The organism is Paenibacillus sp. B1-35 (assembly GCF_050474385.1).
GTDB classification, from domain to species: domain Bacteria; phylum Bacillota; class Bacilli; order Paenibacillales; family Paenibacillaceae; genus Paenibacillus_B; species Paenibacillus_B alvei.
This window is the reverse complement of sequence record NZ_JBCHVJ010000004.1, coordinates 542,612-566,317: the sequence shown is the minus strand read 5'-3', so window position 1 is coordinate 566,317 and position 23,706 is coordinate 542,612. Positions and strand designations below refer to the sequence as shown.

The following is a 23,706-nucleotide window of genomic DNA, read 5'->3' as shown; positions in this document are numbered from 1 at the left end:
CGGGATGGACGCACCGCTGGTGTACCAGTTGTTCCGCCAGGAGCATAGCTGGGTAGCTATGTGCGGAAGGGATAAGCGCTGAAAGCATCTAAGCGTGAAGCCCCCCTCAAGATGAGATTTCCCAATTAGTAAGACCCCTTGAAGACGACGAGGTAGATAGGTTGGAGGTGGAAGCACAGCAATGTGTGGAGCTGACCAATACTAATCGGTCGAGGGCTTATCCTATTTGATTCAAAACACGAACTTTCGCATTCAGTTTTCAAGGTTCAAGCCTTGTAATTGTATCATGAATCGCGTATAATACGGTGGACAAGCGTATTACGCACCTTAACGAATTGGAGAGATACCCAAGAGGCCGAAGGGGACGCTTTGCTAAAGCGTTAGGGTGTAACAGCCGCGAGGGTTCGAATCCCTCTCTCTCCGCCAGTTATACTCTGGTGATACAATAATTAATAATATGGCGGTGTAGCTCAGCTGGCTAGAGCGTACGGTTCATACCCGTGAGGTCGTGGGTTCGACTCCCTCCGCCGCTACCATATTACCTTTCTTACAAAAACATGGACGCTTAGCTCAGCTGGGAGAGCATCTGCCTTACAAGCAGAGGGTCGGCGGTTCGATCCCGTCAGCGTCCACCATAATATGCCGGTGTAGCTCAGTTGGTAGAGCGGCTGACTTGTAATCAGTAGGTCGAGGGTTCGACTCCTTTCGCCGGCACCATTTTAACCATCCTGGAGCTGTGGTGTAGAGGCCTAACATGCCTGCCTGTCACGCAGGAGACCGCGGGTTCGAATCCCGTCAGCTCCGCCATTTTTATCTCAAGTAAAAGTGGAGGTCAACCCCCACTTTTTTTAATTGAATATGGCTCGGTAGCTCAGTTGGTAGAGCAAAGGACTGAAAATCCTTGTGTCGGCGGTTCGATTCCGTCCCGAGCCACCATTGCAAAATGGAGGATTAGCGAAGTGGCCAAACGCAGCAGACTGTAAATCTGTTCCCGTCCGGGTTCGGTGGTTCGAATCCATCATCCTCCACCATTTGCGAGCCATTAGCTCAGTTGGTAGAGCACCTGACTTTTAATCAGGGTGTCGAAGGTTCGAGTCCTTCATGGCTCACCAGTTTTTTCAATCGATCTCAGCGAAAGCTGAGGTTTTTTTGTATGTTCACGTATATTTTACATGAAGGTGAATATAGCATGATGAAATGGTTAATACGAGCGGTCGTGTTTGTAGCGACAGTTTTTATCGGGTTTGGTATTGCTAAATGGTTTGACGCAATCGGTAAGCCATGGACGGCTGGTATTATTTATGGTTGTAGCATAGTTACCGTTTCAATCGCAGATCATTTGATTCGCATAAGGCAAGAGAAACAGTCTGCCTAATAGCACATAAAGCATAGTCGCTACATAGATACCGGTTGGGGCAGCCTAATCGGTTTTTTTGCATCTTGATATGGTACAATGGAAGTAATTTATGCTGGACGAAATGGGTTGAGAGCGATGATGGATAAGCAAGCATTGCAACTGCAGATCGAGCGACTAACGGGTATGCGCTTAGAGTCGTTACACATTCCAACGGCACAGTGGGAAGAGTGGGTATCAACAGCGGTGGAAGAGAAGGATAATTTACCGTCATCCCCCCTTGCGACGGTAAAGCGAGATGGTCAATGGTTTCTATTATGGAAGCCTGGCAAAACGACAACAGAGGTTATGAAGCTGGATGGCAGCACATTATCAGCGCAAGATCTCCAATGGCTTGGGCTTGTTCTATGGATGCAGCATCAGTCGAAACCTGCAATGAATAGTGCACATGTAACGGATGAGCAGCAGGCCTATCTTATAAGTCAATGGATTATTGAGCATATGAAGGATGGCGATACGACCGCGGAAATTCCGGATTCCTTCTCATGGAAAACAAAAATGTTTACGCAGAGTGTACCCTTTCTGTTGGTGGCAGAGCATGCTCATCGGGAGAATCCGGGATACAAGCATTTATATAAGCTGCTTAAATCCTACTTTGGTGGGGACTTAATTTTGCTACCTTTATCGGACAAGGAATGGCTTATTTTATGCCCAGAGCAGCTGATTCAAGTCAGTGAAGCAGACGAAGATGTGGAATCCAAGGAAACGATGGAGGAACAGCTAACTTCATTCTGTCTAGGGCTGTATGAGCTACTAGCGAGTGAATGGGTAGGGGATAGTCAGTTATCAATTGGTTATCCATTTGCTCCAGTGAAGGGAATGCCATCGGTTGTAAGCCAGCTCAGAGAGACGATGTATTTGGGACGTACCTTTCATGTCACTGACAACATCCATCTTCCTTGGGAGCTGCATTTAGAACGGCTTGTTAACAGTATACCGGATGGGGTGCGCAAGCAGTTCCTTCAGCGGGTCGTAACAAAGGCCGACAGCTTTAATGATCCGGAGACTTTGTCAACTTTAGATACGTTCTTTCAGCATGATTGTAGTGTTAGCGAAACGGCAAAACGTCTCTATATTCATCGCAATACGCTATTATACCGATTAGATAAAATTAAGCATGAGACGGGGTTGGATGTTCGTCAGTTTACGGATGCTGTGTTGGTAAAACTCATATTGCTATTGTACAAAGTAACAAAATAGGACATTCATTTTTTGTGCAGATTGTGTATAGTTATTTGTACAGGGTTCCGGTAAGATAAATGTATCGAAAGTAACCGATTACATTTTATCTAACTATAAGGGGGAAACGCACATGGCAGGCGTACGTTTAGAACATATTTTCAAGAAGTATCCGGGTGCAGAAAATCCAACAGTTAAGGATGTTAACCTGGACATTCAAGACAAAGAGTTCCTCGTATTGGTAGGCCCATCTGGTTGCGGTAAGTCGACAACACTGCGTATGATCGCAGGTCTTGAAGAAATCTCTGAAGGTAAATTGTTCATTGGCGATCGCCTTGTGAATGACGTTGCTCCTAAAGATCGCGATATCGCGATGGTTTTCCAATCTTACGCTTTGTATCCACACATGAACGTGTATCAAAATATGGCGTTCGGTTTGAAATTACGTAAGTTCAAAAAAGAAGATATCGACAAGCGTGTTCGTGAAGCAGCTCGCATCTTGGACATCGAGCATTTGCTTGACCGCAAGCCTAAGGCTTTGTCCGGTGGTCAGCGTCAACGTGTTGCCTTGGGTCGTGCGATCGTTCGTGAACCACAAGTATTCTTGATGGACGAACCACTTTCTAACTTGGATGCAAAATTGCGTGGTCAAATGCGCGCGGAAATTTCCAAGCTTGCTAAGCGTTTGCAAACCACTGTTATTTACGTAACGCATGACCAAATCGAAGCAATGACAATGGGTGACCGTATCGTTGTTATGAAAGATGGTATCATTCAACAAGCAGCTTCCCCAGACGTATTGTACAATCATCCGGTTAATATGTTCGTTGCAGGTTTCATCGGTTCCCCTACAATGAACTTCATTACAGGTTTATTGTCCGAAGAAGGCGGCAACTTCCGCTTCAAGGCAACTGGCTTGGATGTAGCAGTTCCTGCAGGTCGTGCACAAATCTTGAAAGAAAAAGGATATGTGGGCAAAGAGGTTATTCTCGGCGTGCGTTCCGAAGATATCCATGAAGAGCCTGTATTCTTGGAAGCTTCCCCTAACAGCATCTTCACTGCGGCTATCGAAGTTACAGAGAACATGGGTCATGAAATGTTCTTGTACTTGACAGGTGTAGGCAAGGAAACGGTTATCGCTCGCGTAGACGGACGTTCTAACGCGAAAGAAGGCCAAAACGTGAAGCTTGCTATCGACATGAACAAAATCCATATTTTCGACAAAGATTCCGAGTTGAACTTGTTCGAGAACTAATTCAATATAAAATAAAAAGGCTGGTCCCTTGGGGCCAGCCTTTTTATCTCTTCCATTTCCCACGGAGTCTTTATTTCAACCTTTTAATGACTTTTTGAAAGGCAGTTATGAACTTCATATACCATATATATCCCGATACAGTTTTAATTTGATAGATGTGTAGCCTTAACAAGAATGTTATAAGAGAGAAAATGGCCGCATCGAACTTTTCTAAGTTCAATCGGTTATACTTTTGGACAGTTGAGTGAAATCTATTTTACTGATACAGATTCGGAATTTCCCTTATTGCTGCAATCCATTCAGTGAGGTACGGACAGGTTGCGAGAAGCTGTTGCCACTTGCTTGATCCCAGTTGATAGACCATGTCATGACTCCACGGAAGCCGCGGTAACCGGATGACTTGATTAGCTGATAGGATCCTCCATAAGAAGTGCCTTTAACGAGATATTGTAATGCCTTATCAATATTTGCTGGAGAGGTATAGCCTCCGCTTGCTGCAGCTGGAGCAGCCGGCAAGCCAATCGCGACTTGATCTTCGCGCAGTGCAGGGAAGCGGTTTGCAGCGTTGCCATTGACCGGGAAGCCCTGCAGCAGCATTTCAGCCATGGCAACTTGGAAGTCGGCCGTGCCTTGACTATAGGATCGTCCATCTAATGCGGTGATAGAGCCCGTATTGTAATGTTGAACATGCAGAATATTCAAGCGATCCTTGAACGCATAAATTACTGGCAGATAGGCTCCCCATGGCCCGCCATATGCGACCATGCCTCCTTGTACATACGCGGTTTCTGGTGCCATTGTCAGCATGAAGTCTGTAGGTTTGTTTGACAGGATGGAATGAATTGCGCTAATCAGATTGACGATTTTCGGTGTTGTTGGGTTTTTAAAATCAGTGTCGGCACCGGTTAAGGCCAATGAGCTTCCTTCCAGATCGATATCCATCCCGTTGAAGCCGTATTCCTGAATAAGATCGTTCATGGAGCGGACGAAATTATCTCTCGCTGTTACAGAGGTAAGCTCGACGGTGCCGTTTGCTCCGCCGATGGAGATGAGTACCTTCTTCCCTTGCGATTGGAGCAGGGCGATATCAGCCTTGAATTGTTCTTTCGTTGCGTTGTATGGCGTGAAGGCCATTGTTGCTCTATCGCTGATAGGCTCAGCGAATGCCACTTGAATAATATCGTAGCGTGAGGATATATCCTTTAATCGAATATTGGATGATCCGTTGTCGAAGTTGTGCCAGTATCCGATTAATTGCTTCGAACTGGAGCCAATCGGAACTTGAGGTGTGTCGGCCGTAAGGACATTGCTATCCGCAGAGCGATTGCCAGCAGTGTCGAATGCACGAACGAGAATGGTATAGGAAGTTGCGGCATTCAGTCCTGTCAAGGTGTAAGTGGTGTTGGCTGTGGAAGCAGCGTCAGAACCATTAAGCAGGATATCGTATCCCGTAACGCCGATATTGTCTGTGGATGAATTCCACGCTATCGTTAAGCTGGTTGGGGTAGCTGACAGCAGTTGCAATCCGGTAGGAGCTGTAGGCGGATCAGTATCGACAGGCGCGGCGTTCGTACGAACGACAAGGCTGCTGCTTGGTGTGGATCGGTTGCCTGCTGCATCCAGAGCGGTGACGGTGAATGAATAAGAAGTGTTAGGTGTTAGAGCTTTGACAGTGTATGAAGTGGAATTCGTTGATCCTGCAAGCTGTGAACCATTGTATACTTCATAGGATACAACGCCGATGTTATCCGTAGCTGCATTCCATATTAATGCGATCTCGGCAGTACCAATCGAAGCTGCGCGCAGGTTAGTTGGAGCTGTAGGAGGTGTGGTGTCGCCGGGATCATCAGCTGACAGCTTCCATAACGCAGGTACATTTGGCGGCTCCCAACCAGTAAGAGAGGTGTGAGCTTGGAGGCAAGCATATGTCTTCCCACTGTAGGAGACGAGATCTCCGGACTTGTATGCGGTGCTCGGCGACCATGGAGCAGCTGCTCCGAGTACTGTGGAAGGAAAGATCGACAGCAAGAGGACGAATACAAGAGCAAGGGCTGTAAACGACCTTGGAAGCGGATTCATTACCAATCGTAACGGACTTCGATTCATGAGAATGCCTCCTTCGTTCAAAGATAAGGGATGGACGGATGGGTCTGACAGGGAAGTCATTATAGGTGAGGATCGGATTCCTACTTTTAACGGGTTTTATGATTCGCAGTAACGAAGGGTGAGGAATCCGGATAAATATCATCCACCTCCTTTTCCGTAAGTAATTTGAAATATTCGTGAAAATTAGGGGATTTTCCTGCTTCCCCTCAACTAAATATAGAAATATTCTCTTTGATTATTCCGTTGTTGTGTTTGCGAAGTGAGGTACGTTGAAAAAAGCGAGCTTTTCCTATACGATGAATACAAAGAGATACGGCATTATTAGCATCATAACAGGACGTAAGCGATTGTGAGCAATGCCGGAGACGAAGGAGTGAACGACGATGGCCAAAAAGGTAAAGGTCTCCGAAATGGTGGAGCAGTTCCATCTGGAGGTTTTGGCTGGCGATACAGGCTTGAAGCGGACAATTACTGTTGATGATTTGCATCGACCGGGGCTTGAGATGGCCGGATATTTTGAATATCACCCGAAGGAACGTGTACAGCTGCTCGGCAAGACGGAGCTTGCTTTCTTCGAGATGCTCTCCCCAGAAACGAAGCGTGAACGGATGCAATTGTTCTGTTCGGAAGAGATGCCCTGCATTATCGTAACAAGAGGACTCGATGTTCCGCAGGAGATTATCGACGTATGCCAAGAGCAGGGAGTACCCTTGCTGCGCTCACGCATCGCAACAACGATTCTGTCTAGCCGCATTACGAGCTTCCTGGAGAAGAAGCTGGCACCAACGGCCACCATTCATGGCGTATTGGTCGATGTATATGGTGTCGGAATGCTTATTACTGGCGGCAGCGGGATTGGTAAGAGTGAGACTGCATTAGAACTGGTTAAGCGCGGACATCGTCTAGTAGCGGATGACGCAGTAGAAATCCGTCAAACTTCTGACAATGTACTGCACGGTTCGGCACCAGAGCTTATTCGCCATCTGCTTGAAATTCGCGGCATCGGCATCATTAACGTTATGACATTGTTCGGGGCAGGCGCCATTCGTAACAATAAGCGAATCAGCGTGGTCATTTCTTTGGAGAATTGGCAACAAGATAAGCAATATGATCGTTTAGGCATTGATGAGGAGACAACCAGAATTATTGACACGGATGTTCCACTCGTTACGGTACCGGTTCGTCCAGGACGGAACTTGGCCGTTATTATTGAAGTGGCAGCCATGAACTATCGTCTCAAGCGTATGGGTTACAATGCGGCATTGCAGTTTACGAACAAGCTGACAGAAACGATTGCCGAGGATATGGATGATTTTGATTGATCATAAGCGTAACCTATATACATGAAGGAGTGTAAAGCATGGCAACAATGCTGCTAGATCCGATAGCGATTCAGCTAGGGCCGCTGAAGGTGCATTGGTACGGGATTATATTAGGTACCGCTGCATTGGTTGGTCTGCTGCTCGCAATGCGGGAAGGAAAGAGATTCGGCATATCCCAGGACTTCTTTATGGATTTGCTATTGTTCGGTGTGCCTTCCGCTTTGATAGGGGCGCGTGCATATTATGTGGCGTTTAAGTGGGATGAATATAAAGACAATTGGGTAGATGTCTTTAAAATATGGAATGGGGGCATTGCCATCTATGGTGCCCTAATTGGTGCAGTTATCTGTGCGATGATTTATGTCCGCAAGAAGGGCTATTCGTTTTGGCGGATTGCGGATATCTGTGCACCTGGGCTTCTAATTGGACAGGCTATCGGACGCTGGGGCAACTATGTGAACCAAGAAGCATATGGCGGGCCGATTGAGGAATCGTTTTTGCGCAACACCTTGCATCTTCCTGATTTCATTGTGAATCAAATGAACGTTCAAGGTATATTCCACCACCCAACCTTCTTATATGAATCGCTGTGGAGCTTCACAGGGGTGCTGCTGCTATTCGGCTTCCGCCGTCTACGCAATGTGCGCAGCGGTGAAGTATTCATCAGTTATCTAATCTGGTATTCGATTGGGCGGTTCTTTATTGAGGGACTGCGTACGGATAGCTTGGCGTATCAAGGATCAGACTGGGTAGTATCATTGATTGATGGACTGTGGTCTCCAATGACAGTCGTATTCGAGCCAGGCTATTTAGATCCTGCATATGGCAATGTACGCATCTCGCAGTTGCTCGCCATCTTCTTAATTGTAGCGGGCGTTATTCTTATTATCGCTCGTCGTATGACAGGAGCTGCGCGAGTTCCTTATAATTCGCCGATGACTTCCGCGATTCGTGTAGAGGCAGGTACAGGAGCTGCCGGGAGTTTGCCCCAAGTAGAGGCACCTGTTCAGAAGACCATGGCAGTCGAGAATGCAAAGAACGAAGAAGTATCTGTGGAAGAAGCAGCGGAGAGCATGCAGGGCTCACCGGACTCTTCTGAATTGGAAGTAGCGGATAAAGGGACAGATAACCAACAACTAGATCATGATAGCAAGAAGGAGTAGTATAAATGATACGAACGGTACTATTTGATTTGGATGGCACAATTATCGATACGAATGAGCTTATCATCGAGACCTTTCTCCACGTACTGCGAGATAAGACGCCGTCACCGTTCACACGTGAACATATTATCCCAAGTATGGGGCTTACGCTAGAAGAGCAAATTCGAATTTTTACAGGACAGGATCAGGTTGATGAGCTGGTGGCAGCTTACCGAGAATACAACGTTACGCGTCATGACGAGCTTGTACGTGAATTTCCTTATGTGAAGGAAGTGATGGCTGAGCTGCATGCATCAGGGATTCAGCTCGGTGTCGTGACGACGAAAATGCGGGCTACAACAGAGCGGGCCCTGCGCATGTTCGGTCTAATCGACTATTTGAGCACGATTGTTACCGTTCAGGATGTGACTCATCCGAAGCCGCACCCTGAACCTGTGCTTCGTGCTGTTGAAGCACTGAAGGCAGATCCAGTACAGACGATTATGGTCGGCGATAGTCCTGCAGATATACAAGCTGCGAATGCTGCTGGTGTTGTATCATGCGGCGTAGCTTGGTCACTGAAAGGAGAAGCTGTACTTCGTCAATATGAGCCACGCCATATTATTCATGACATGCGTGATTTGTACGCATTGGTCGGATTGGAGCGGAAATAAAAGTGAGAGATGTGGAGCGGCATCCTGTCGAAGGACCGAATAGTCTGTGGCAAATCTACCGTACGGTCAGTCCTTGGAAAGGAATGTGGAACTTCATCTGCATTCAAATTGCACGGTATAGCCCATCCCTGCGACTGAAGCTGTGGATCTATCGCAGGCTTCTGCGTATGAAGGTTGGAGAGTGCACAGCCTTCGGTCTGATGGCGATGGTGGATGTCTTCTTCCCTGAACGAATTGAGATCGGGGATAATACGATAATCGGCTATAATTCCACGATCTTGGCGCATGAATATTTGACACATGAATATCGACTCGGAACTGTGCGTATCGGCAGCCATGTCATGATCGGGGCCAATAGTACGATCTTACCTGGTGTCACAATTGGGGATCACGCGGTTGTCGCTGCGGGAACGGTCGTGTACAAAGACGTATTGCCTGGTCAAATGGTAGGCGGCAATCCTATGCGGGTCATTCGGGATGCAGCTCTCCTGACAGAACCATCCACACAATAGAAGAATCAGCCGAGAAGTGGTAGGAAAGGGGCTCCCCACCTGCCACTTTTTTGGTATTTACAAACAATTTGTACATGGAAACAATAATGTCAACAATTGAGAAGTAGGTTAGTTTAAAATAGGTGTAATGTTACTGGAAGAAGAGGGAAGTACAACATGCGAAAGAAACGCACTGTAGGTGTCATATTGCTCATAGCTCTTCTATGCTGCACGCTGTTCTTGAATACGGATGGAGTACAGGCGCAATCACACCGTATTGTATGGGATGGGTATAATGGCTTTGAAGAGCAAGCATTGTTGATGGGGAATGAGTGGTATGTCCCAGCCGACGCCCTAGAGAAAGCCTTTGGCATTCAAGTGCGTACGACAGACAAACAATTGGAGATGTCTTCAACGGATAATCTGAAATCACATTGGGAATACAGACCGCTCCATTATCGTGATGAAGTGATAACACTAATGTATCACAATATTCAGAAGAATCCAGATCATGTCACCTTCATTTCACCGAATCAATTAGAGGAGCAGATTCAGGCTCTGCTTCATAACAATTACAATTTTATATCCATGGATCAGTATATAAACTTTATGCTTTATGGGGCGCAGATTCCGCCGAATGCTGTCTTGATGACATTCGATGACGGCTATGAATCGTTCTATACGGAAGTGTACCCGATTATGCAGAAGTATCATATTCCAGCGACAAATTTTGTAATTGTGTCAACGATTGATAATCGAAAAAGTGTAGGAAGACCAAAGCTGACTTGGGAACAAATGCGCGAGATGAAGCGTAATGGTATGAGCTTTTACAGCCATACCTACAATTCCCATGCATACACGGTGGTTAACGAGAAGGGCACTTTGAGGCCGATGTTGTCCAAGCCTCAGTATTTGAAAAAGCTCCATCGCAAGGAGACGCGTGAGGAATTTACAGCTCGGGCCAAACAGGATCTTCAGCGGGCAGAAATGCGATTGAAGCAAATGCTTGGCAACACGTACAGTGTGGTTGCTTTCCCGTATGGAGCTTTTAACAAGGATGTTCTTGATGTATGCAAGCAGTTGGGCATCTATGTTACTTTCACTGTGAAGCCGGGCATCAATCAACGCACGACTACGAATGGATTCCGTATTAATGCAGGCAATCAGAAGATTAGAACATCTGATCTGTTAGAGCGAATGGGGAATAAGGGCAAGGATGCTCAGCTTGGGCGTGCCAAGACTTCTTATACGGTACGATGGAATCAGGAGCCGGTATACTCTGAGCTGAGGCCGGTGAAAAAAAAGGACATTTGGTATCTTCAGCTCGCTCAGCTTCATCAGGTGTTCGGTATTAAATATAAGATTGACGATGTTCAACAGGTTGTGAGGTTGTTTCCCGGGAAATAACCTCACAAGTTGTCGGAATTAATAATTTGTATTGCCGAGTTGCCTCTATAATTCGACATCATTAGGCTCTCGGTAATGGGGGAGATAAAATAATATGAGCAATAAGTAAAGAATTCTTCACCCTAATCTATCTTATAGAGCTATTGCGATGTTGGACATAGTGTGCATTCATGCAACATCATAGACGATTAAGGCAGAGTATACGAATGACCTATTTTCGTCTATAACTTTTTTCTATATGTTCAGCAAATTTTGCTGTAGGCCTTCTTGCTGCCTGAAAGGCTTCGACATGTTCTATACTTATGATGACAAGGGTTATCCTCATTGAATATTCCTTAAAGGAGTTCTACCCCAAACGATTACAGCTCATTCTTCTCCCCTTTTTCCCTTTACCACTTGTTATTTTATTCTGGAGTTTTTAGACTGCCCGTCAAAGTTGAAGCCTAATAGACTTGTCATGGTATATGGACTTAACTTAATAAGGAGACAAACCTACTCTTAGAATTTCACCCATCGCTATATTTCAAGATAGTTGGATGTTCATCGGGGCACTGCCGAAAAAAGGTGGAGGCACAACGAAACAAAGCCAACAAAAGCAGATAACTTTACAGCCTCCAAGTTAGAAAACAATACGTACGTGGGTCTATCTTTGTTAAATGAATGCATCGGCAAAGACCTGACGTAGCGGGGAGGGATGCAATAGAGCCACGAAAAGATCGTATTTCTACTCTTTCTATCGTGCGGGCACTTGCCATGCTTGGTGTCATTAGTGTGCACGCTACATCAGAAACCGCAGCAATTATGAAGAAATCGAGCGTATTTTACGGATATACCTTCTTTAACATTTTCTTTAAGTATGGAACGCCTACGTTTATTTTGTTAAGCAGCTTTGTTCTTTTTTATAACTACGGAGGCGATAAGCTGCAGGTCAGTGTGTTGGGAAAGTTTTATAAAAATCGATTTTTCTATGTATGTATTCCGTATGTAATTTGTTCTCTTTTTTATTTTGCTTTTGTACAGGTAACACTGTACTCGGATCAATCGTGGAGCGAAGCGGCTCCTTTATTCGTAAACAAGCTGTTAACAGGGACAACTTATACGCATCTATATTTCATGTACATCAGCATTCAATTTTATTTGTTGTTTCCATTGCTGCTCTTGCTGTTCCGTTCACGGCGAATCGTGGCTTGGGCTATTCCGCTTGGACTTGCTTGCAATGGGGGTTTGTCGTATGGAACAAATACGGTGTGCAAATTCCAGCGAAAGGGAGTATTTCGCTGTCATACATAAGCTTTTATTTTTTAGGTGCTTACTTAGGGATACATTTTCACAATATACGTCCGTAGCTTGATTCTATTGGACGAGCTTGCTCGGTGCGTTATAAGCTGATGACGGCTGCTATCTGGTTGTCATGGCTCGCATTTGCACTGCTGCATGTGCAGATCTGGTATTGGACGCGTTCAACAGGCAAAGAGATGCATTCTCTGATCTACGAACTGCTTTGGAATGGACACACGATGCTTTCAGCGATTGTACTTATGCAGCTTGCGTTCTATTTGGAGCGGCTTCTTCCGAATCTGGGGCGGAAGCTTTTGTCTCAGTTAGGTGATTTGTCATTCGGCATGTATTTGATTCATCCTGTATTTCTCGCCGTATATCGGAAGTTCCCTTGGTATAAGGGGAGTCCGCTGCTGTATCCTTTATTCATTGGAGGCGGATATCTGTTCGCGCTCGGGATGTCGTGGATATTCGTATATGGGGCAATCCGATAATACCTGGCGCTTCATTTGGACTAGGTGCTTCGCCGCGCTATTTGATGAACCGCAAAAAGCCAGTCGCAACAATTGATGTGGCTAGACACAGCAATGCATCTTAACAATAGTATAAGGTAAAAATTCATACATTGTCATCAGACGGAGGACGCCCTGTATTCTTGCAGTATGCAAGGAACGGGCGTCCTTCTCTGCTTATGCAAAAGCTGACAATGAAGGGGTCAACAAGTCAAACAAAGTAGATTAAGGAGAGGTTGAAAATGGATTGACGGAGCAAACAATACGTGATAATATTACCATTAAATTTCTTCAACTTGCTAATAAGGTAACTTGTTAATATATTAACTCACTAAAGTCTTTTTCCGAGGTGATCCAATGACAAAGCCGAGAATGTTTGAAAAGCCATCGGGTATGCGTGATTATTTACCGGAAGCCGTGCGACGGCTGCGTGTAGTGGAAGGCAAGGCACTCCGCACGATGGATAGTTGGGGATATGCGCAAATCATAACGCCGACCATGGAGTATTACGATACGGTAGGTGCAGCGAGCTCTACCTCTGACCACAAGCTGTTCAAGCTGTTAAATCAGCGCGGTACAACGATGGTGCTGCGTTCTGATATGACAGCGCCCATTGCGAGAGTGGTTGGTTCCTTGCTGGGCAAGGAACCGTTCCCAATCCGTTTGTCTTATCATGCCAACGTTTTTCGCTCTATGGAGGAGGAGGCTGGACGCGAAGCGGAGTTCTATCAGACAGGAGCGGAGATGATAGGAGACGGCTCACCCGATGCCGATGCTGAGGTGATTGCACTGTCAATTGCTTGTCTGGAGGCGGCGGGTATTGAACGTTTTAAGGTTGCGCTTGGGCATCATGGCTTTTTGCAAGGGCTGCTTGAATGCGCACTTCCCAATCAGGAAGTGGTGCAGACACAGTTGAAGCTTCGCCTGGTGCAGCGTGATGTAGTTGGTTATCGAGAGCTTGTGAATAGCTTATCTATTGAACAGGAGTACAGAAATTACCTGGAGAAAGTATTGCATTTGCGTGGGGGGCGTGAGGTGCTGGAGACAGCTCGAGGTATAGCTGATGTGTCAGCTATACAGCAGTCGATCCGGCATTTGGAGCAGGTATGGAATGTGCTGATGGCGTACGGCGTGGAAGAGCATATCGTATTGGATTTAACGATGCTGGGTGATTTCTCTTATTACACGGGTACGATATTTGAGGGTTATGCGGCAGATACGGGTTTTCCTGTCATGAGCGGGGGCCGTTATGACAATTTGTTGCAGCAGTTCGGTCGACCTGCTCCTGCGACGGGGTTCGCACTGCAGACGACGCGTATCGTAGATGCACTTTCTGGCAGTTGTGGTGCAGCTGATGAAGGGGAGCAGGTAATGACCATTCGCTATGATGAGCTTCACCGTCAAGAAGCATTTCAAGAAGCTGCGCGTTTGCGAAAGGAAGGCAAAAACATAGTGACACAACTTATTGGCACTGTATGTGAGGATCAACGTGATGGAGTTGGTAAGGCAGAAGTTCATTCCAATGCTTGCGGCAATCGCGGAATCGAGATGCTTGCCTTTACGAATCGGGCTTGATGACGAAGGAGGAACGACTTATGCAGGAGTGGCTAAAGGTTGCAATGCCGAAAGGACGTATTTATAAGCAGGCATCCGCCCTGTTTCGGCAAGCCGGACTCTATGTGCCAGAAGATGAAGATGACTCGCGCAAGCTGATTATTGATGTACTGGAAGCGGGGATGCAGTTCATCATGGCGAAGCCTGTTGATGTGCCGACCTATGTGGAGTATGGCACTGCTGATATCGGCATTGTCGGTAAAGATGTATTGATGGAAGAGAACAAGGATGTATATGAGCTTCTGGATCTCGGAATTGCGCGCTGCCGGATGTCGGTTATCGGATTGCCTTCATGGAAGCCGGTCAGCCATTTGCGGGTAGCAACGAAGTATCCAAATGTAGCTTCTCAATATTTTCGAGAGCAAGGCCAGCAGGTGGAAGTGATTAAGCTCAATGGCTCAATCGAATTGGCTCCCTTAATCGGCCTGGCGGATCGAATTGTAGATATGGTGGAAACGGGTAAGACACTGAAAGAGAATGGTCTGATTGAGCTGGAAGAGATGTTCGGCATTACTAGCCGATTGATAGCCAATCGAGTTAGCTACCGAATGAAGAGCGAGGCAATTCAAGGGCTGTGCGACCGGTTACAGGGTATTGTGCCCCAGTCATTGGAGACGCCAGCGTCAGCAGCATTTTCGTTAGGATAAACAAGCACACAATATGAAAGCGAAAGTCGAATGATGCTTATAGCAGCGCGGGATTTAGGAGGGGGAGAACGAGATGCGGATCATTCAGGCAGCAGATTGGAATCTGGCTCGGAAGGTCGATTATGGAACTCCGGATCAATTGAACAGCGTGAAGCGTATTGTAAGCGATGTGCGATATGAAGGGGATACCGGACTTCTCAAATATACAAGCGAGCATGACAAGGTAGAGCTGATCCAAGAGCAGCTTCGTGTAACCGAGGCAGATATTTCACAGGCGTACGAGCAAGTGGAGCAAGCATTCTTAGCAGCAATTCGTCAAGCTGCAAGCAATATCAGACGATTCCATAAGAGACAGAAGCGAACATCTTGGATGGAGTGTGAACCAGATGGAACGCTGTTAGGCCAGATTATGCGTCCACTGAAACGTGTGGGCGTCTATGTGCCAGGCGGTAAGGCAGCCTATCCCTCCTCTGTTCTCATGAACGTTATTCCTGCCCAAGTTGCGGGTGTAGAGGAGATTGTGATGGTTACCCCCCCAGCTACAGGTGGAGTGGAAGGGATTAACCCTTATATTCTCGTAGCCGCAGCTGAAGCTGGAGTGAAGGAAATTTACCGCGTGGGCGGTGCACAGGCGATAGCTGCATTGGCGTACGGGACGGAGACAATTGCTCCGGTCGATAAAATATGCGGTCCTGGGAATATCTATGTGGCTCTCGCGAAGCGGGAAGTTTATGGAACTGTTGATATCGATAGTATTGCTGGCCCATCTGAGATTGTCGTGTTAGCGGATAAGTGGGCCAATCCCGTCTATGTGGCAGCTGATTTATTATCCCAAGCCGAGCATGATGAGATGGCATCGGCAGTGCTCGTGACAGATTCTATGGAGTTGGCCCAAGCTGTGTCCTTTGAAGTAGATCGCCAATTGCAGGAGCTCCCGCGATATCCAATTGCCCGAGCTTCCATTGAACAGTATGGGGCAATTCTGGTGGTACAGGATTTGCAAGAGGGTGTCAAGCTCGTAAATCGGATGGCTCCTGAGCATGTGGAGATTATGACAGAGGAGCCGATGGAGTGGCTCGGTCTCATTGAAAATGCAGGAGCGATCTTCCTTGGCGCATACAGCTCCGAGCCTGTTGGGGACTACTTTGCAGGGCCGAACCATATTATTCCGACTAATGGAACAGCACGTTTCTCTTCACCGGTCGATGTAGATATGTTTATGAAGAAATCAAGCTTAATTCGCTACAGCAAGGAAGCGCTGTTGACCAACGGGGCGGCCATTATAGAGCTGGCCCGTCATGAAGGACTAGAAGGGCATGCTCGTGCAATTGAGGTTCGATTGCGTGAACAATCTTATGACAAGAAAGAGTTACACAACGAATCATAGAGTAATAGTATTTATGGAGATATAGAGATATAAAGAGATATAAAGTACGGTTTAGAGATAGTGGGGAAGTGGAGAGAAGACATCTTTGGCGGTGTGAAATGATGCTGTAAATCAGCAATCTCACATTGAACGGAAATATTCCTCGATATAAAAATGGAGCGAGAATCCTCAGTAGAAGGGTGGAAATTCTGATGGTACAGGAAGCGATCAATTGTGCACGTCAAGCAGATATTGACCGCAAGACGAACGAGACTAACATTCAATTGTTATTTTCTATTGATGGAACCGGAAAAAGCGAGCTGGATACTGGCGTTCCTTTCCTAACTCATATGCTCGATTTGTTTGCAAAGCACGGTCATTTCGACTTGAAGGTTAATGCCAAGGGCGATATTGAAATCGATGATCATCACACGGTAGAGGATATTGGCATTTGTCTTGGCCATGCCTTGAGAGAGGCGTTGGGTGATAAGTCCGGAATTCGGCGTTATGCCTCTGTGTTTATCCCGATGGATGAAGCATTGGCTCAAGTGGTGATAGATGTGAGCAACCGTCCGCATTTTGAATATAGAGCCTCTTATCCTTCCGTACAAGTGGGCACATTCTCTACAGAACTAGTACAAGAGTTTTTGTGGAAGCTAGCGCTGGAGGCAAGAATCACCCTCCATGTCATCGTTCATTATGGTCAGAATACGCATCACATGATCGAGGCGGTATTCAAGGCACTTGGACGGGCGCTCGATGAAGCAACGTCGATTGATCCACGTGTACAAGGCATCCCTTCTACAAAAGGAGTGCTGTAGCTCATGATCGCCATAGTCGATTATGGGATGGGGAATTTGCATAGTGTCAGCAAGGCTGTAGAGCGATTGGGATATGAGTTCATCCTGACAAATTCCCGTGAAGATTTGCTTACAGCAGCGGGTGTCATTTTGCCGGGTGTAGGCGCATACGGAGACGCCATGCTGGCGCTGCGGGCTAGTGGATTAATCCCCACTCTGCACGAGATCGTGGAGAGTGGCAAGCCGATGCTCGGTATCTGCCTAGGGATGCAGCTGCTGTTCGAAGGAAGCGATGAACATGGCTATCATGAGGGATTGGGCATGCTGCCGGGCCGTGCAGTACGCTTCGAGGGCGGCTCCTATAAGGTTCCGCATATGGGCTGGAATGAGCTGCGCTGGAAGCAGGCAGCATATTTGCATCCATTTGCTGAGGGGATAGAAGAAGGTCACGTATATTTCGTGCACTCTTATCGCGTCGTTGCGGAGGAGCGTACAGATGTGCTTGCTACGTGCAGTTATGGGGGCGTAGAGGTAACGGCTATTGTAGGTCGAGGCTCCTTGTATGGTATGCAGTTTCATCCGGAAAAAAGCGGTGCGTTAGGACAGTGTCTATTGGGGAGATTTTTAGCACTGACTGGAGTGGACAGGAAATCTGCAACATAAGTGACAAGGCAGCAATGAAGAACGATGGGAAAGGAAGGCGAGACAGATGGCGGCGTTCACGATATATCCAGCAATTGATATTCGCGGGGGAAAGTGTGTCCGACTTGTACAAGGGGACTATGGACAGGAAACAGTCTATGATGAGCAGCCAGTAGAGGTAGCAAAGCGTTGGGAAGCGAATGGAGCATCTTGGATTCATGTGGTGGATTTGGACGGAGCGAAGGAAGGACGGCCGATGAATGCACAGTTGGTTGGCGAAATTGCACGGACAGTATCGGTTCCGATTCAGGTTGGAGGCGGCTTGCGTACGCTTGAGGATATTGAACTGTTGCTTGATACGGGTGTACCGAGGGTCATACTGGGTACAGCGGCGATAGAGGATCGCGATTTCGTCGAAGCGGCACTTGGAAAGTATGGAGAACGCATAGCGATCGGTATTGATGCTCGCAATGGATTTGTTGCCACACGCGGGTGGTTGGAGACGTCGGAAGTGAAAGCGGATATACTGGCTGCTGAATTGGCTGCGGTAGGAGCGAAGACGTTCATTTTTACGGACATCTCACGAGACGGCATGATGAAGGGCCCGAATGTCGAGGCAATTGTACAGCTGGCGAAGGCATCAGGACAGCAGGTAATTGCTTCAGGCGGTGTGAGCGGCATGGATGATATCCGTGCACTATCAGCGTATGCGGCAGATGGTGTAGCAGGGGCGATTATTGGCAAGGCACTTTATACAGGCGGTATTGATTTAACTGAGGCGGTACGGCTGGGAGCAGCCGAGCGAAGCTAATACGGACGGGGGCGACTGCGATGTTGGCGAAGCGTGTAATTCCTTGTCTGGATGTAAAGGATGGCCGTGTTGTAAAAGGAGTAAATTTTGTTCAATTGCGTGATGCTGGAGATCCGGTAGAACTGGCTGCTCTGTATGATCGGGAAGGTGCGGATGAGCTGGTGTTCTTGGACATTTCCGCAACTGTCGAGGGCAGGGCGACGATGGTGGAGGTAGTACGTCAGACCGCAGGAGAGATCTCCATCCCCTTCACAGTAGGTGGCGGCATTTCCTCTGTCGAGGATATGATGCGCATGCTTCGTGCAGGTGCGGATAAGATTGGCATAAATACAGCGGCAGTCAAAAAGCCGAGTTTGATAGCAGATGGAGCTCGGCGATTCGGATCGCAATGTATCGTTGTTGCCATTGATGCTAAGTACAATAGAGCTTGGGGCGAGTGGGAAGTGTATATCGATGGTGGCCGTACACCGACTGGCTTGCGTACAGTCGCTTGGGCTCAAGAGGTAGAGCGGCTAGGAGCAGGAGAGCTGCTGTTAACGAGTATGGACGCGGATGGAACGAAGGATGGCTTCGATATTGCCTTGACGCGTGCGGTATCTGATGCGGTCGGCATTCCCGTTATCGCTTCAGGCGGTGCAGGCAGCGCGGGTGATTTTGTAGAGGCATTTACTGAAGGGCATGCAGATGCAGCGCTTGCGGCGTCAATTTTCCACTATAAAGAGGTGTCGATTTCGGGGGTGAAGGCATCGCTTCAGGCAGAGGGGGTACATGTACGATGACTCAACAGGTAATGGCAGCTGGTGAACGCTTGGCAAATCTGATTCGTTGGAATGATTGTGGACTTGTTCCGACTGTCGTGCAGGACTCAGAAACGAAGGATGTTCTAATGGTAGCGTATATGAATCGGGAATCCTTGCTTTTGTCGTGCAAGACGGGGGAAACCATATTTTGGAGTCGTTCCCGTCAGGAACTGTGGCATAAGGGAGCAACATCAGGCAATACGCAGCAAATTGTATCCATGTCTGTGGATTGCGATCAGGACACGCTTCTTGTTCAGGTGAGATCCAAAGGGCCGGCTTGCCATACCGGAAGCCGAACTTGCTTCGATAATGCTCAGAAGATAACTGCGGTACCAGAAGCAGATAAAATAGCGCCTGCAGGCGTTTCAGTATTATCAGCACTGGAGAACCTTCTCGCACAAAGGCAGCTTGAACGGCCAGAAGGATCATACACCACTTATTTATTCGAGAAAGGCCTCGATAAAATATTGAAGAAGATTGGCGAGGAAGCAACGGAGGTTGTCATCGCAGCGAAGAGTGGGGACAAGACGGAAATGGTCGGTGAAATTGGTGACCTGCTGTTCCATGTGCTTGTGCTGCTCCGGGAGCGCGATATCGCGCTAGCAGATGTATTATCCGAATTAGAAATACGGCACAGTGGGCCAAGACGAGATACGTATAATGAGCAGGGGAAAGTAAAATCGTGAATAACAGGCTGGATTTGGAATGGCGGGCGTTGTGATGTGTGTTCTGTGAAGAGCGCGCAGTGCAGTGTCTGCTTTTTGTTTGTGATCGAATCAATTCGGTTACTATCCATTATAAGGGTTTATTGATTGCCGGAAACAAAGATTTGAGTTATAATAAGATAAGAATAATTATTAAATAAAAATAAACATCTGATTGCTGATGTCATTCAGATGTGCTCCTTCTTGTCCCTTCAGCCTTTGCGAGGTTGTGGGGCATATGGCGGCTTAGACCTGCTATTGCGAAGGAATGAAGGGATCAAAACGACTCCTTTTAAAGTCTTCGCGAAAGGGATGCGGGAAATGAGCTTCATTATGGTATACTGATGGGTATGTGTACAGTATATAGTGTCAGGAGGGGCCTTGGCGATGGCAGAACAGAATAAGGTGGTTATGTTCCCAATGGACGCTGCTGCGTTCTCTGAACGTGCAGTACAATCGTTGGAACGGCTGCACTACGACAAGGCGTTGACATATTTTCGTAAGGCGGTGGAATTCGAACCGGACAACCCTATTTTGCATTGCAACTTAGCAGGAACTCTTGCAGAAGCGGGCCAGTTCGAAGAGTCAAACGATACATTGCACCACATCTTGCATAAACTCGATCCGAACATGAACGAATGCTACTACTATATGGCGAATAACTTTGCATATATGGAACAGTTCGAACAGTCGGAGGCGATGCTGGAAACGTATTTGTCCCGAGATCTTACGGGGATGTATGCGGAGGAAGCGGAAGAAATGCTCGAAATGATCCGTTTCGAGGCCAATAAGCAATCCTCATCACAGCACCGAGGTGGGCAGAATGTGAGGGCAGAATCGTCAGCAGCGAAGCTGCCGTCAGCGCTGAGCGACGAAGAGATGGGAGTCTCCGAGCAGGCAGAGGATAACCATGCAGAAGCACGCTTGCTTCTGGAGGCGGGTCGATTCGTCGAGGCAGAGAAATTGTTGAAGCAGGTTGTAGAGTCAGATCCAGATTATTTGGCAGCACGGAACAACCTAGCGTTAGTTTATTATTATATGGGGCAGTTCGATGAAGCTCGGAAGGCGCTTGATGCCGTGCTTGAGAGAGATCAGGGGAATTTGCACGCTCTGTGTAACCTCGCGATATTCGAACGCCACGCAGGCAATGAAGCTGTAGTCCAACAGCTGATTGCGATGATTAGCAAGGTTCAGCCCTTCTATCGGGAGCATCTGTTCAAGATTGCGACCACGATGGGGATGCTGGATGAACATGAACTTGCCTATCGGCATTTGCGGCGTTTAGTAGCGGGCAATATGCTGCGAGAAGCAAGCATTTATCATTATGCGGCCGTAGCGGCTTGCCGTTTAGGTCGATATGAGGAAGCGTCGCGCTGGTGGGCAGTATGCCGCAGACTCGATCCTGAATCAGGCATCGCAACTTACTATATGGAGCGATTGCAGCAGCGTGATCAAGGCGACATTGATCCTATGCCAACCTACCATTATCGTTTGCCTTATGAGGAGGCAAGCCGTAGGGCTGCTGCTAAGGCTGCATCCCAGGATAGCGGGCGCTCTGGAAGATCAAAGAGTGGTGGGAATTGGGAGCAGCAGTTGAAGAAAGATCCGCTAGTACGTGCTTCCTTGTTTTGGGCGCTGCGGTTTGGCGAACCAGATGTGAAGCTTCAAGCGCTGCAGGCAATGAGTATGCTTGGTGACGATGAGGCAAATGATGCGCTGTGCTCTATGCTGTTGGATCCTGAACAGGATGCCTATTTGAAGCAGGTGGCAGTCTATGTTCTCCGTATGCACGGAGTGGAAGGGCCCATTGAAGTAGAGTGGAAGGGTGAGCACATCCAAGTTCACCACAATCATATTGCGAATCGTCTGCCGGTGTGGGAAGCGCAGTGGCAGCAGGTGCTTGATATATTGCGCGAGTCCATGAGGGAGCGTTATGATCTGTTCCATATGCATGATGCAGAGACGCTCTGGGTGGAGTTTATTACGCGTCTATATCCCGATGAAGTACCTCGTATTGGCAAGGCGGCAAGCTGGGCAGCGGCAATTGAATTCATCATTGCGAAAATGCTGCGTCGAGAGATATCCTATCAGGTTGCAGCAGAGCAATATGGCGTATCAGCAGCTACGGTTGCCAAGCATGTGAAACGAATGGAAGACACATGTCAGGTAGAAGCTAAAATCAAGCAATCCTTTACATGAAGATAAAGTCAAAACTTGATCATAAGGGAGGCCAACCCCATGGAGAACAAAGTATATAAATCAGTTGTTATCGGTACAGGACCAGCAGGATATACAGCAGCTATTTACTTGGCGCGTGCCAACATGAATCCGCTTGTGATCGAGGGACCTCAACCAGGCGGGCAGTTAACGACAACTACAGAAGTTGAGAACTTCCCTGGATTTCCTGAAGGCATTCAGGGCCCTGAATTGATGGACAATATGCGCAAGCAGGCTGAGCGCTTCGGCACAGAGTTCAAGACAGGTTGGGTAAACAGCGTTGATGTATCTAGCCGTCCCTTCAAGCTTCAAGTGGAAGGCGTAGGCGAAATTGTTACGGAAACGTTGATTGTCGCAACTGGCGCATCCGCAAAATACCTGAACATCCCAGGTGAACAAGAAAACTTGGGCAAAGGGGTTAGCGCATGTGCGACTTGCGACGGATTCTTCTTCCGAGGGAAGAAAATTATCGTTGTCGGGGGCGGAGACTCCGCAATGGAGGAAGCGAACTTCTTAACTCGCTTCGCATCCGAGCTTACATTGGTTCACCGTCGTGATGAGCTTCGCGCTTCGAAGATTATGCAAGATCGCGCGAAGAACAACGAGAAGATCAAATGGGGATTGAACCGTACTCCAATCGAGGTCATTTCCACAGGTATGGGTGTAATGGGCTTGAAGGTGAAGAATAACGAAACAGGCGAAGAAGAAGTTTTGGAGACGGACGGCTTGTTCGTAGCCATCGGTCATAAGCCAAATACGGATTTCCTGAAGGGTCACATCGACTTGGATGAGCAAGGTTATGTCATCGTGAAGCCAGGTTCAACGGAAACGAGCGTTCCAGGTGTATTTGCCGCTGGCGACGTGCATGATACGAAGTACCGTCAGGCAATTACAGCAGCAGGCTCTGGCTGCCAAGCCGCTTTGGACTGTGAGAAATTCCTCGAAGGCCATATTACACAGGACTGGAGCCAGTCTTTGAATAAATAATGTGCTGACCTCCAGTTAAGCACGTCTTCGATAGGAATAAAACACTGGAAAATGAAGGTGTAGTGCTGTTGGAGATATAGCTGGAAGTGTACTCACTTTTCGGAAAGTTGGGAGCCTGCGGGCTCCCTCTTTTCTTTCGAATAATCGGGCAGATATTTATGCGGAACAGAGGAGAAACGAGCCTGCGGGCGAGCATTGGATCGTATGGATCAATTGGGTTGTCAGAAGGAGTGGTAAGCACTTCTGGCGCGGCCTGACAACGTTTTACTAGAGGTTCCGTTCTCTTGACCTGACTAGTGGGTTCGCGTATAGTGGGTACTGAAAGTACCATAATTCGA

The 23,706-nt window shown here is 47.5% G+C and carries 21 protein-coding genes, 8 tRNA genes and 1 rRNA gene; 29 read left to right on the top strand and 1 reads right to left on the bottom strand.

Annotated features, from left to right (window positions below; all coding sequences use genetic code 11):
* The 12 genes from ACQ5BJ_RS16800 to ACQ5BJ_RS16745 all read left to right on the top strand — a co-directional run.
* A 23S ribosomal RNA gene (locus ACQ5BJ_RS16800) occupies positions 1–225 on the top strand; the annotation flags it as partial.
* Positions 226–337: 112 nt separating this feature from the next.
* Positions 338–426: transfer RNA gene (locus tag ACQ5BJ_RS16795), tRNA-Ser, on the top strand.
* Positions 427–459: 33 nt separating this feature from the next.
* Positions 460–536, top strand: a tRNA-Met gene (locus ACQ5BJ_RS16790).
* A 23-nt stretch (positions 537–559) separates the two neighbouring features.
* Positions 560–635 (top strand) — tRNA-Val (locus ACQ5BJ_RS16785).
* Between the two features lie 6 nt (positions 636–641).
* Positions 642–717: transfer RNA gene (locus tag ACQ5BJ_RS16780), tRNA-Thr, on the top strand.
* 13 nt (positions 718–730) lie between these two features.
* A tRNA-Asp gene (locus ACQ5BJ_RS16775) sits at positions 731–807 on the top strand.
* Between the two features lie 53 nt (positions 808–860).
* Positions 861–936: transfer RNA gene (locus ACQ5BJ_RS16770), tRNA-Phe, on the top strand.
* Positions 937–945: 9 nt separating this feature from the next.
* A tRNA-Tyr gene (locus ACQ5BJ_RS16765) sits at positions 946–1,031 on the top strand.
* Positions 1,032–1,036: 5 nt separating this feature from the next.
* A tRNA-Lys gene (locus tag ACQ5BJ_RS16760) sits at positions 1,037–1,112 on the top strand.
* Positions 1,113–1,189: 77 nt separating this feature from the next.
* Entirely contained in the window at positions 1,190–1,375 is a 186-nt protein-coding gene (locus ACQ5BJ_RS16755; protein ID WP_157266717.1) for a hypothetical protein, read from the top strand.
* A gap of 117 nt (positions 1,376–1,492) precedes the next feature.
* Positions 1,493–2,614: a PucR family transcriptional regulator gene (locus tag ACQ5BJ_RS16750; RefSeq protein ID WP_268620439.1), complete on the top strand. Its 1,122-nt coding sequence runs from the start codon at positions 1,493–1,495 to the stop codon at positions 2,612–2,614.
* 112 nt (positions 2,615–2,726) lie between these two features.
* Positions 2,727–3,848 (top strand): ABC transporter ATP-binding protein, encoded by a 1,122-nt coding sequence (locus ACQ5BJ_RS16745; RefSeq protein WP_005545735.1) that lies wholly within the window; start codon positions 2,727–2,729, stop codon positions 3,846–3,848.
* A 282-nt stretch (positions 3,849–4,130) separates the two neighbouring features.
* Here ACQ5BJ_RS16745 and ACQ5BJ_RS16740 read toward each other — a convergent pair whose 3' ends face one another.
* The gene (locus ACQ5BJ_RS16740) at positions 4,131–5,954 is read right to left on the bottom strand and encodes a fibronectin type III domain-containing protein (RefSeq protein ID WP_268599523.1); all 1,824 of its coding nucleotides are present in this window, start codon (positions 5,952–5,954) and stop codon (positions 4,131–4,133) included.
* 383 nt (positions 5,955–6,337) lie between these two features.
* Here ACQ5BJ_RS16740 and hprK point away from each other — a divergent pair, with 383 nt between their 5' ends.
* The 17 genes from hprK to trxB all read left to right on the top strand — a co-directional run bounded on the left by hprK (position 6,338) and on the right by trxB (position 23,368).
* Positions 6,338–7,276 carry an HPr(Ser) kinase/phosphatase gene (gene hprK / locus ACQ5BJ_RS16735; RefSeq protein WP_005545741.1) on the top strand — a complete coding sequence of 313 codons (939 nt, stop codon included), beginning with the start codon at positions 6,338–6,340 and terminating at the stop codon, positions 7,274–7,276.
* 38 nt (positions 7,277–7,314) lie between these two features.
* Positions 7,315–8,439, top strand: a complete 1,125-nt coding sequence (gene lgt / locus ACQ5BJ_RS16730; RefSeq protein ID WP_430111587.1) for a prolipoprotein diacylglyceryl transferase — start codon at positions 7,315–7,317, stop codon at positions 8,437–8,439.
* Positions 8,440–8,444: 5 nt separating this feature from the next.
* Positions 8,445–9,092, top strand: coding sequence for a pyrophosphatase PpaX (gene ppaX, locus ACQ5BJ_RS16725; protein ID WP_005545744.1), 648 nt, complete (start codon positions 8,445–8,447; stop codon positions 9,090–9,092).
* Between the two features lie 2 nt (positions 9,093–9,094).
* Entirely contained in the window at positions 9,095–9,604 is a 510-nt protein-coding gene (locus tag ACQ5BJ_RS16720) for an acyltransferase (RefSeq protein WP_430111585.1), read from the top strand.
* A 156-nt stretch (positions 9,605–9,760) separates the two neighbouring features.
* Positions 9,761–10,990 (top strand): polysaccharide deacetylase family protein, encoded by a 1,230-nt coding sequence (locus ACQ5BJ_RS16715; protein ID WP_268599520.1) that lies wholly within the window; start codon positions 9,761–9,763, stop codon positions 10,988–10,990.
* Between the two features lie 771 nt (positions 10,991–11,761).
* Positions 11,762–12,280 carry an acyltransferase family protein gene (locus ACQ5BJ_RS16710; RefSeq protein WP_430111583.1) on the top strand — a complete coding sequence of 173 codons (519 nt, stop codon included), beginning with the start codon at positions 11,762–11,764 and terminating at the stop codon, positions 12,278–12,280.
* Between the two features lie 83 nt (positions 12,281–12,363).
* Entirely contained in the window at positions 12,364–12,762 is a 399-nt protein-coding gene (locus ACQ5BJ_RS16705; RefSeq protein ID WP_430111581.1) for an acyltransferase family protein, read from the top strand.
* A 375-nt stretch (positions 12,763–13,137) separates the two neighbouring features.
* Entirely contained in the window at positions 13,138–14,355 is a 1,218-nt protein-coding gene (locus ACQ5BJ_RS16700) for an ATP phosphoribosyltransferase regulatory subunit (protein ID WP_430111579.1), read from the top strand.
* A 20-nt stretch (positions 14,356–14,375) separates the two neighbouring features.
* Positions 14,376–15,041, top strand: coding sequence for an ATP phosphoribosyltransferase (gene hisG / locus ACQ5BJ_RS16695; protein ID WP_289356824.1), 666 nt, complete (start codon positions 14,376–14,378; stop codon positions 15,039–15,041).
* Between the two features lie 73 nt (positions 15,042–15,114).
* Complete coding sequence (gene hisD / locus ACQ5BJ_RS16690; RefSeq protein ID WP_289356825.1) at positions 15,115–16,428, top strand: histidinol dehydrogenase; 1,314 nt, start codon at positions 15,115–15,117, stop codon at positions 16,426–16,428.
* A gap of 191 nt (positions 16,429–16,619) precedes the next feature.
* A complete protein-coding gene (gene hisB, locus ACQ5BJ_RS16685; protein WP_430111576.1) occupies positions 16,620–17,228 on the top strand; it encodes an imidazoleglycerol-phosphate dehydratase HisB in 609 nt (202 codons plus the stop codon).
* 3 nt (positions 17,229–17,231) lie between these two features.
* A complete protein-coding gene (gene hisH, locus ACQ5BJ_RS16680) occupies positions 17,232–17,870 on the top strand; it encodes an imidazole glycerol phosphate synthase subunit HisH (RefSeq protein WP_268599518.1) in 639 nt (212 codons plus the stop codon).
* 46 nt (positions 17,871–17,916) lie between these two features.
* Entirely contained in the window at positions 17,917–18,660 is a 744-nt protein-coding gene (hisA, locus tag ACQ5BJ_RS16675; RefSeq protein ID WP_005545763.1) for a 1-(5-phosphoribosyl)-5-[(5-phosphoribosylamino)methylideneamino]imidazole-4-carboxamide isomerase, read from the top strand.
* 20 nt (positions 18,661–18,680) lie between these two features.
* A complete protein-coding gene (hisF, locus tag ACQ5BJ_RS16670; RefSeq protein ID WP_005545765.1) occupies positions 18,681–19,439 on the top strand; it encodes an imidazole glycerol phosphate synthase subunit HisF in 759 nt (252 codons plus the stop codon).
* A complete protein-coding gene (gene hisIE, locus ACQ5BJ_RS16665; protein WP_430111573.1) occupies positions 19,436–20,146 on the top strand; it encodes a bifunctional phosphoribosyl-AMP cyclohydrolase/phosphoribosyl-ATP diphosphatase HisIE in 711 nt (236 codons plus the stop codon). The genes hisF and hisIE overlap by 4 nt, the downstream gene beginning before the upstream one ends.
* Before the next feature lie 405 nt (positions 20,147–20,551).
* A complete protein-coding gene (locus tag ACQ5BJ_RS16660) occupies positions 20,552–22,363 on the top strand; it encodes a tetratricopeptide repeat protein (protein WP_005545769.1) in 1,812 nt (603 codons plus the stop codon).
* Between the two features lie 39 nt (positions 22,364–22,402).
* Positions 22,403–23,368 (top strand): thioredoxin-disulfide reductase, encoded by a 966-nt coding sequence (trxB, locus tag ACQ5BJ_RS16655; protein ID WP_430111571.1) that lies wholly within the window; start codon positions 22,403–22,405, stop codon positions 23,366–23,368.
* Positions 23,369–23,706: the final 338 nt, after the last annotated feature.

What these genes read in the sequence shown, in the direction of transcription:
- ACQ5BJ_RS16755 (WP_157266717.1), top strand. Translation starts at nt 1,190, where the DNA reads ATGATGAAATGGTTAATACGAGCGGTCGTGTTTGTAGCGACAGTTTTT.
- ACQ5BJ_RS16750 (WP_268620439.1), top strand. Translation starts at nt 1,493, where the DNA reads ATGATGGATAAGCAAGCATTGCAACTGCAGATCGAGCGACTAACGGGT.
- ACQ5BJ_RS16745 (WP_005545735.1), top strand. Translation starts at nt 2,727, where the DNA reads ATGGCAGGCGTACGTTTAGAACATATTTTCAAGAAGTATCCGGGTGCA.
- ACQ5BJ_RS16740 (WP_268599523.1), bottom strand. Translation starts at nt 5,954, where the DNA reads ATGAATCGAAGTCCGTTACGATTGGTAATGAATCCGCTTCCAAGGTCG.
- hprK (WP_005545741.1), top strand. Translation starts at nt 6,338, where the DNA reads ATGGCCAAAAAGGTAAAGGTCTCCGAAATGGTGGAGCAGTTCCATCTG.
- lgt (WP_430111587.1), top strand. Translation starts at nt 7,315, where the DNA reads ATGGCAACAATGCTGCTAGATCCGATAGCGATTCAGCTAGGGCCGCTG.
- ppaX (WP_005545744.1), top strand. Translation starts at nt 8,445, where the DNA reads ATGATACGAACGGTACTATTTGATTTGGATGGCACAATTATCGATACG.
- ACQ5BJ_RS16715 (WP_268599520.1), top strand. Translation starts at nt 9,761, where the DNA reads ATGCGAAAGAAACGCACTGTAGGTGTCATATTGCTCATAGCTCTTCTA.
- ACQ5BJ_RS16700 (WP_430111579.1), top strand. Translation starts at nt 13,138, where the DNA reads ATGACAAAGCCGAGAATGTTTGAAAAGCCATCGGGTATGCGTGATTAT.
- hisG (WP_289356824.1), top strand. Translation starts at nt 14,376, where the DNA reads ATGCAGGAGTGGCTAAAGGTTGCAATGCCGAAAGGACGTATTTATAAG.
- hisD (WP_289356825.1), top strand. Translation starts at nt 15,115, where the DNA reads ATGCGGATCATTCAGGCAGCAGATTGGAATCTGGCTCGGAAGGTCGAT.
- hisB (WP_430111576.1), top strand. Translation starts at nt 16,620, where the DNA reads ATGGTACAGGAAGCGATCAATTGTGCACGTCAAGCAGATATTGACCGC.
- hisH (WP_268599518.1), top strand. Translation starts at nt 17,232, where the DNA reads ATGATCGCCATAGTCGATTATGGGATGGGGAATTTGCATAGTGTCAGC.
- hisA (WP_005545763.1), top strand. Translation starts at nt 17,917, where the DNA reads ATGGCGGCGTTCACGATATATCCAGCAATTGATATTCGCGGGGGAAAG.
- hisF (WP_005545765.1), top strand. Translation starts at nt 18,681, where the DNA reads ATGTTGGCGAAGCGTGTAATTCCTTGTCTGGATGTAAAGGATGGCCGT.
- hisIE (WP_430111573.1), top strand. Translation starts at nt 19,436, where the DNA reads ATGACTCAACAGGTAATGGCAGCTGGTGAACGCTTGGCAAATCTGATT.
- ACQ5BJ_RS16660 (WP_005545769.1), top strand. Translation starts at nt 20,552, where the DNA reads ATGGCAGAACAGAATAAGGTGGTTATGTTCCCAATGGACGCTGCTGCG.
- trxB (WP_430111571.1), top strand. Translation starts at nt 22,403, where the DNA reads ATGGAGAACAAAGTATATAAATCAGTTGTTATCGGTACAGGACCAGCA.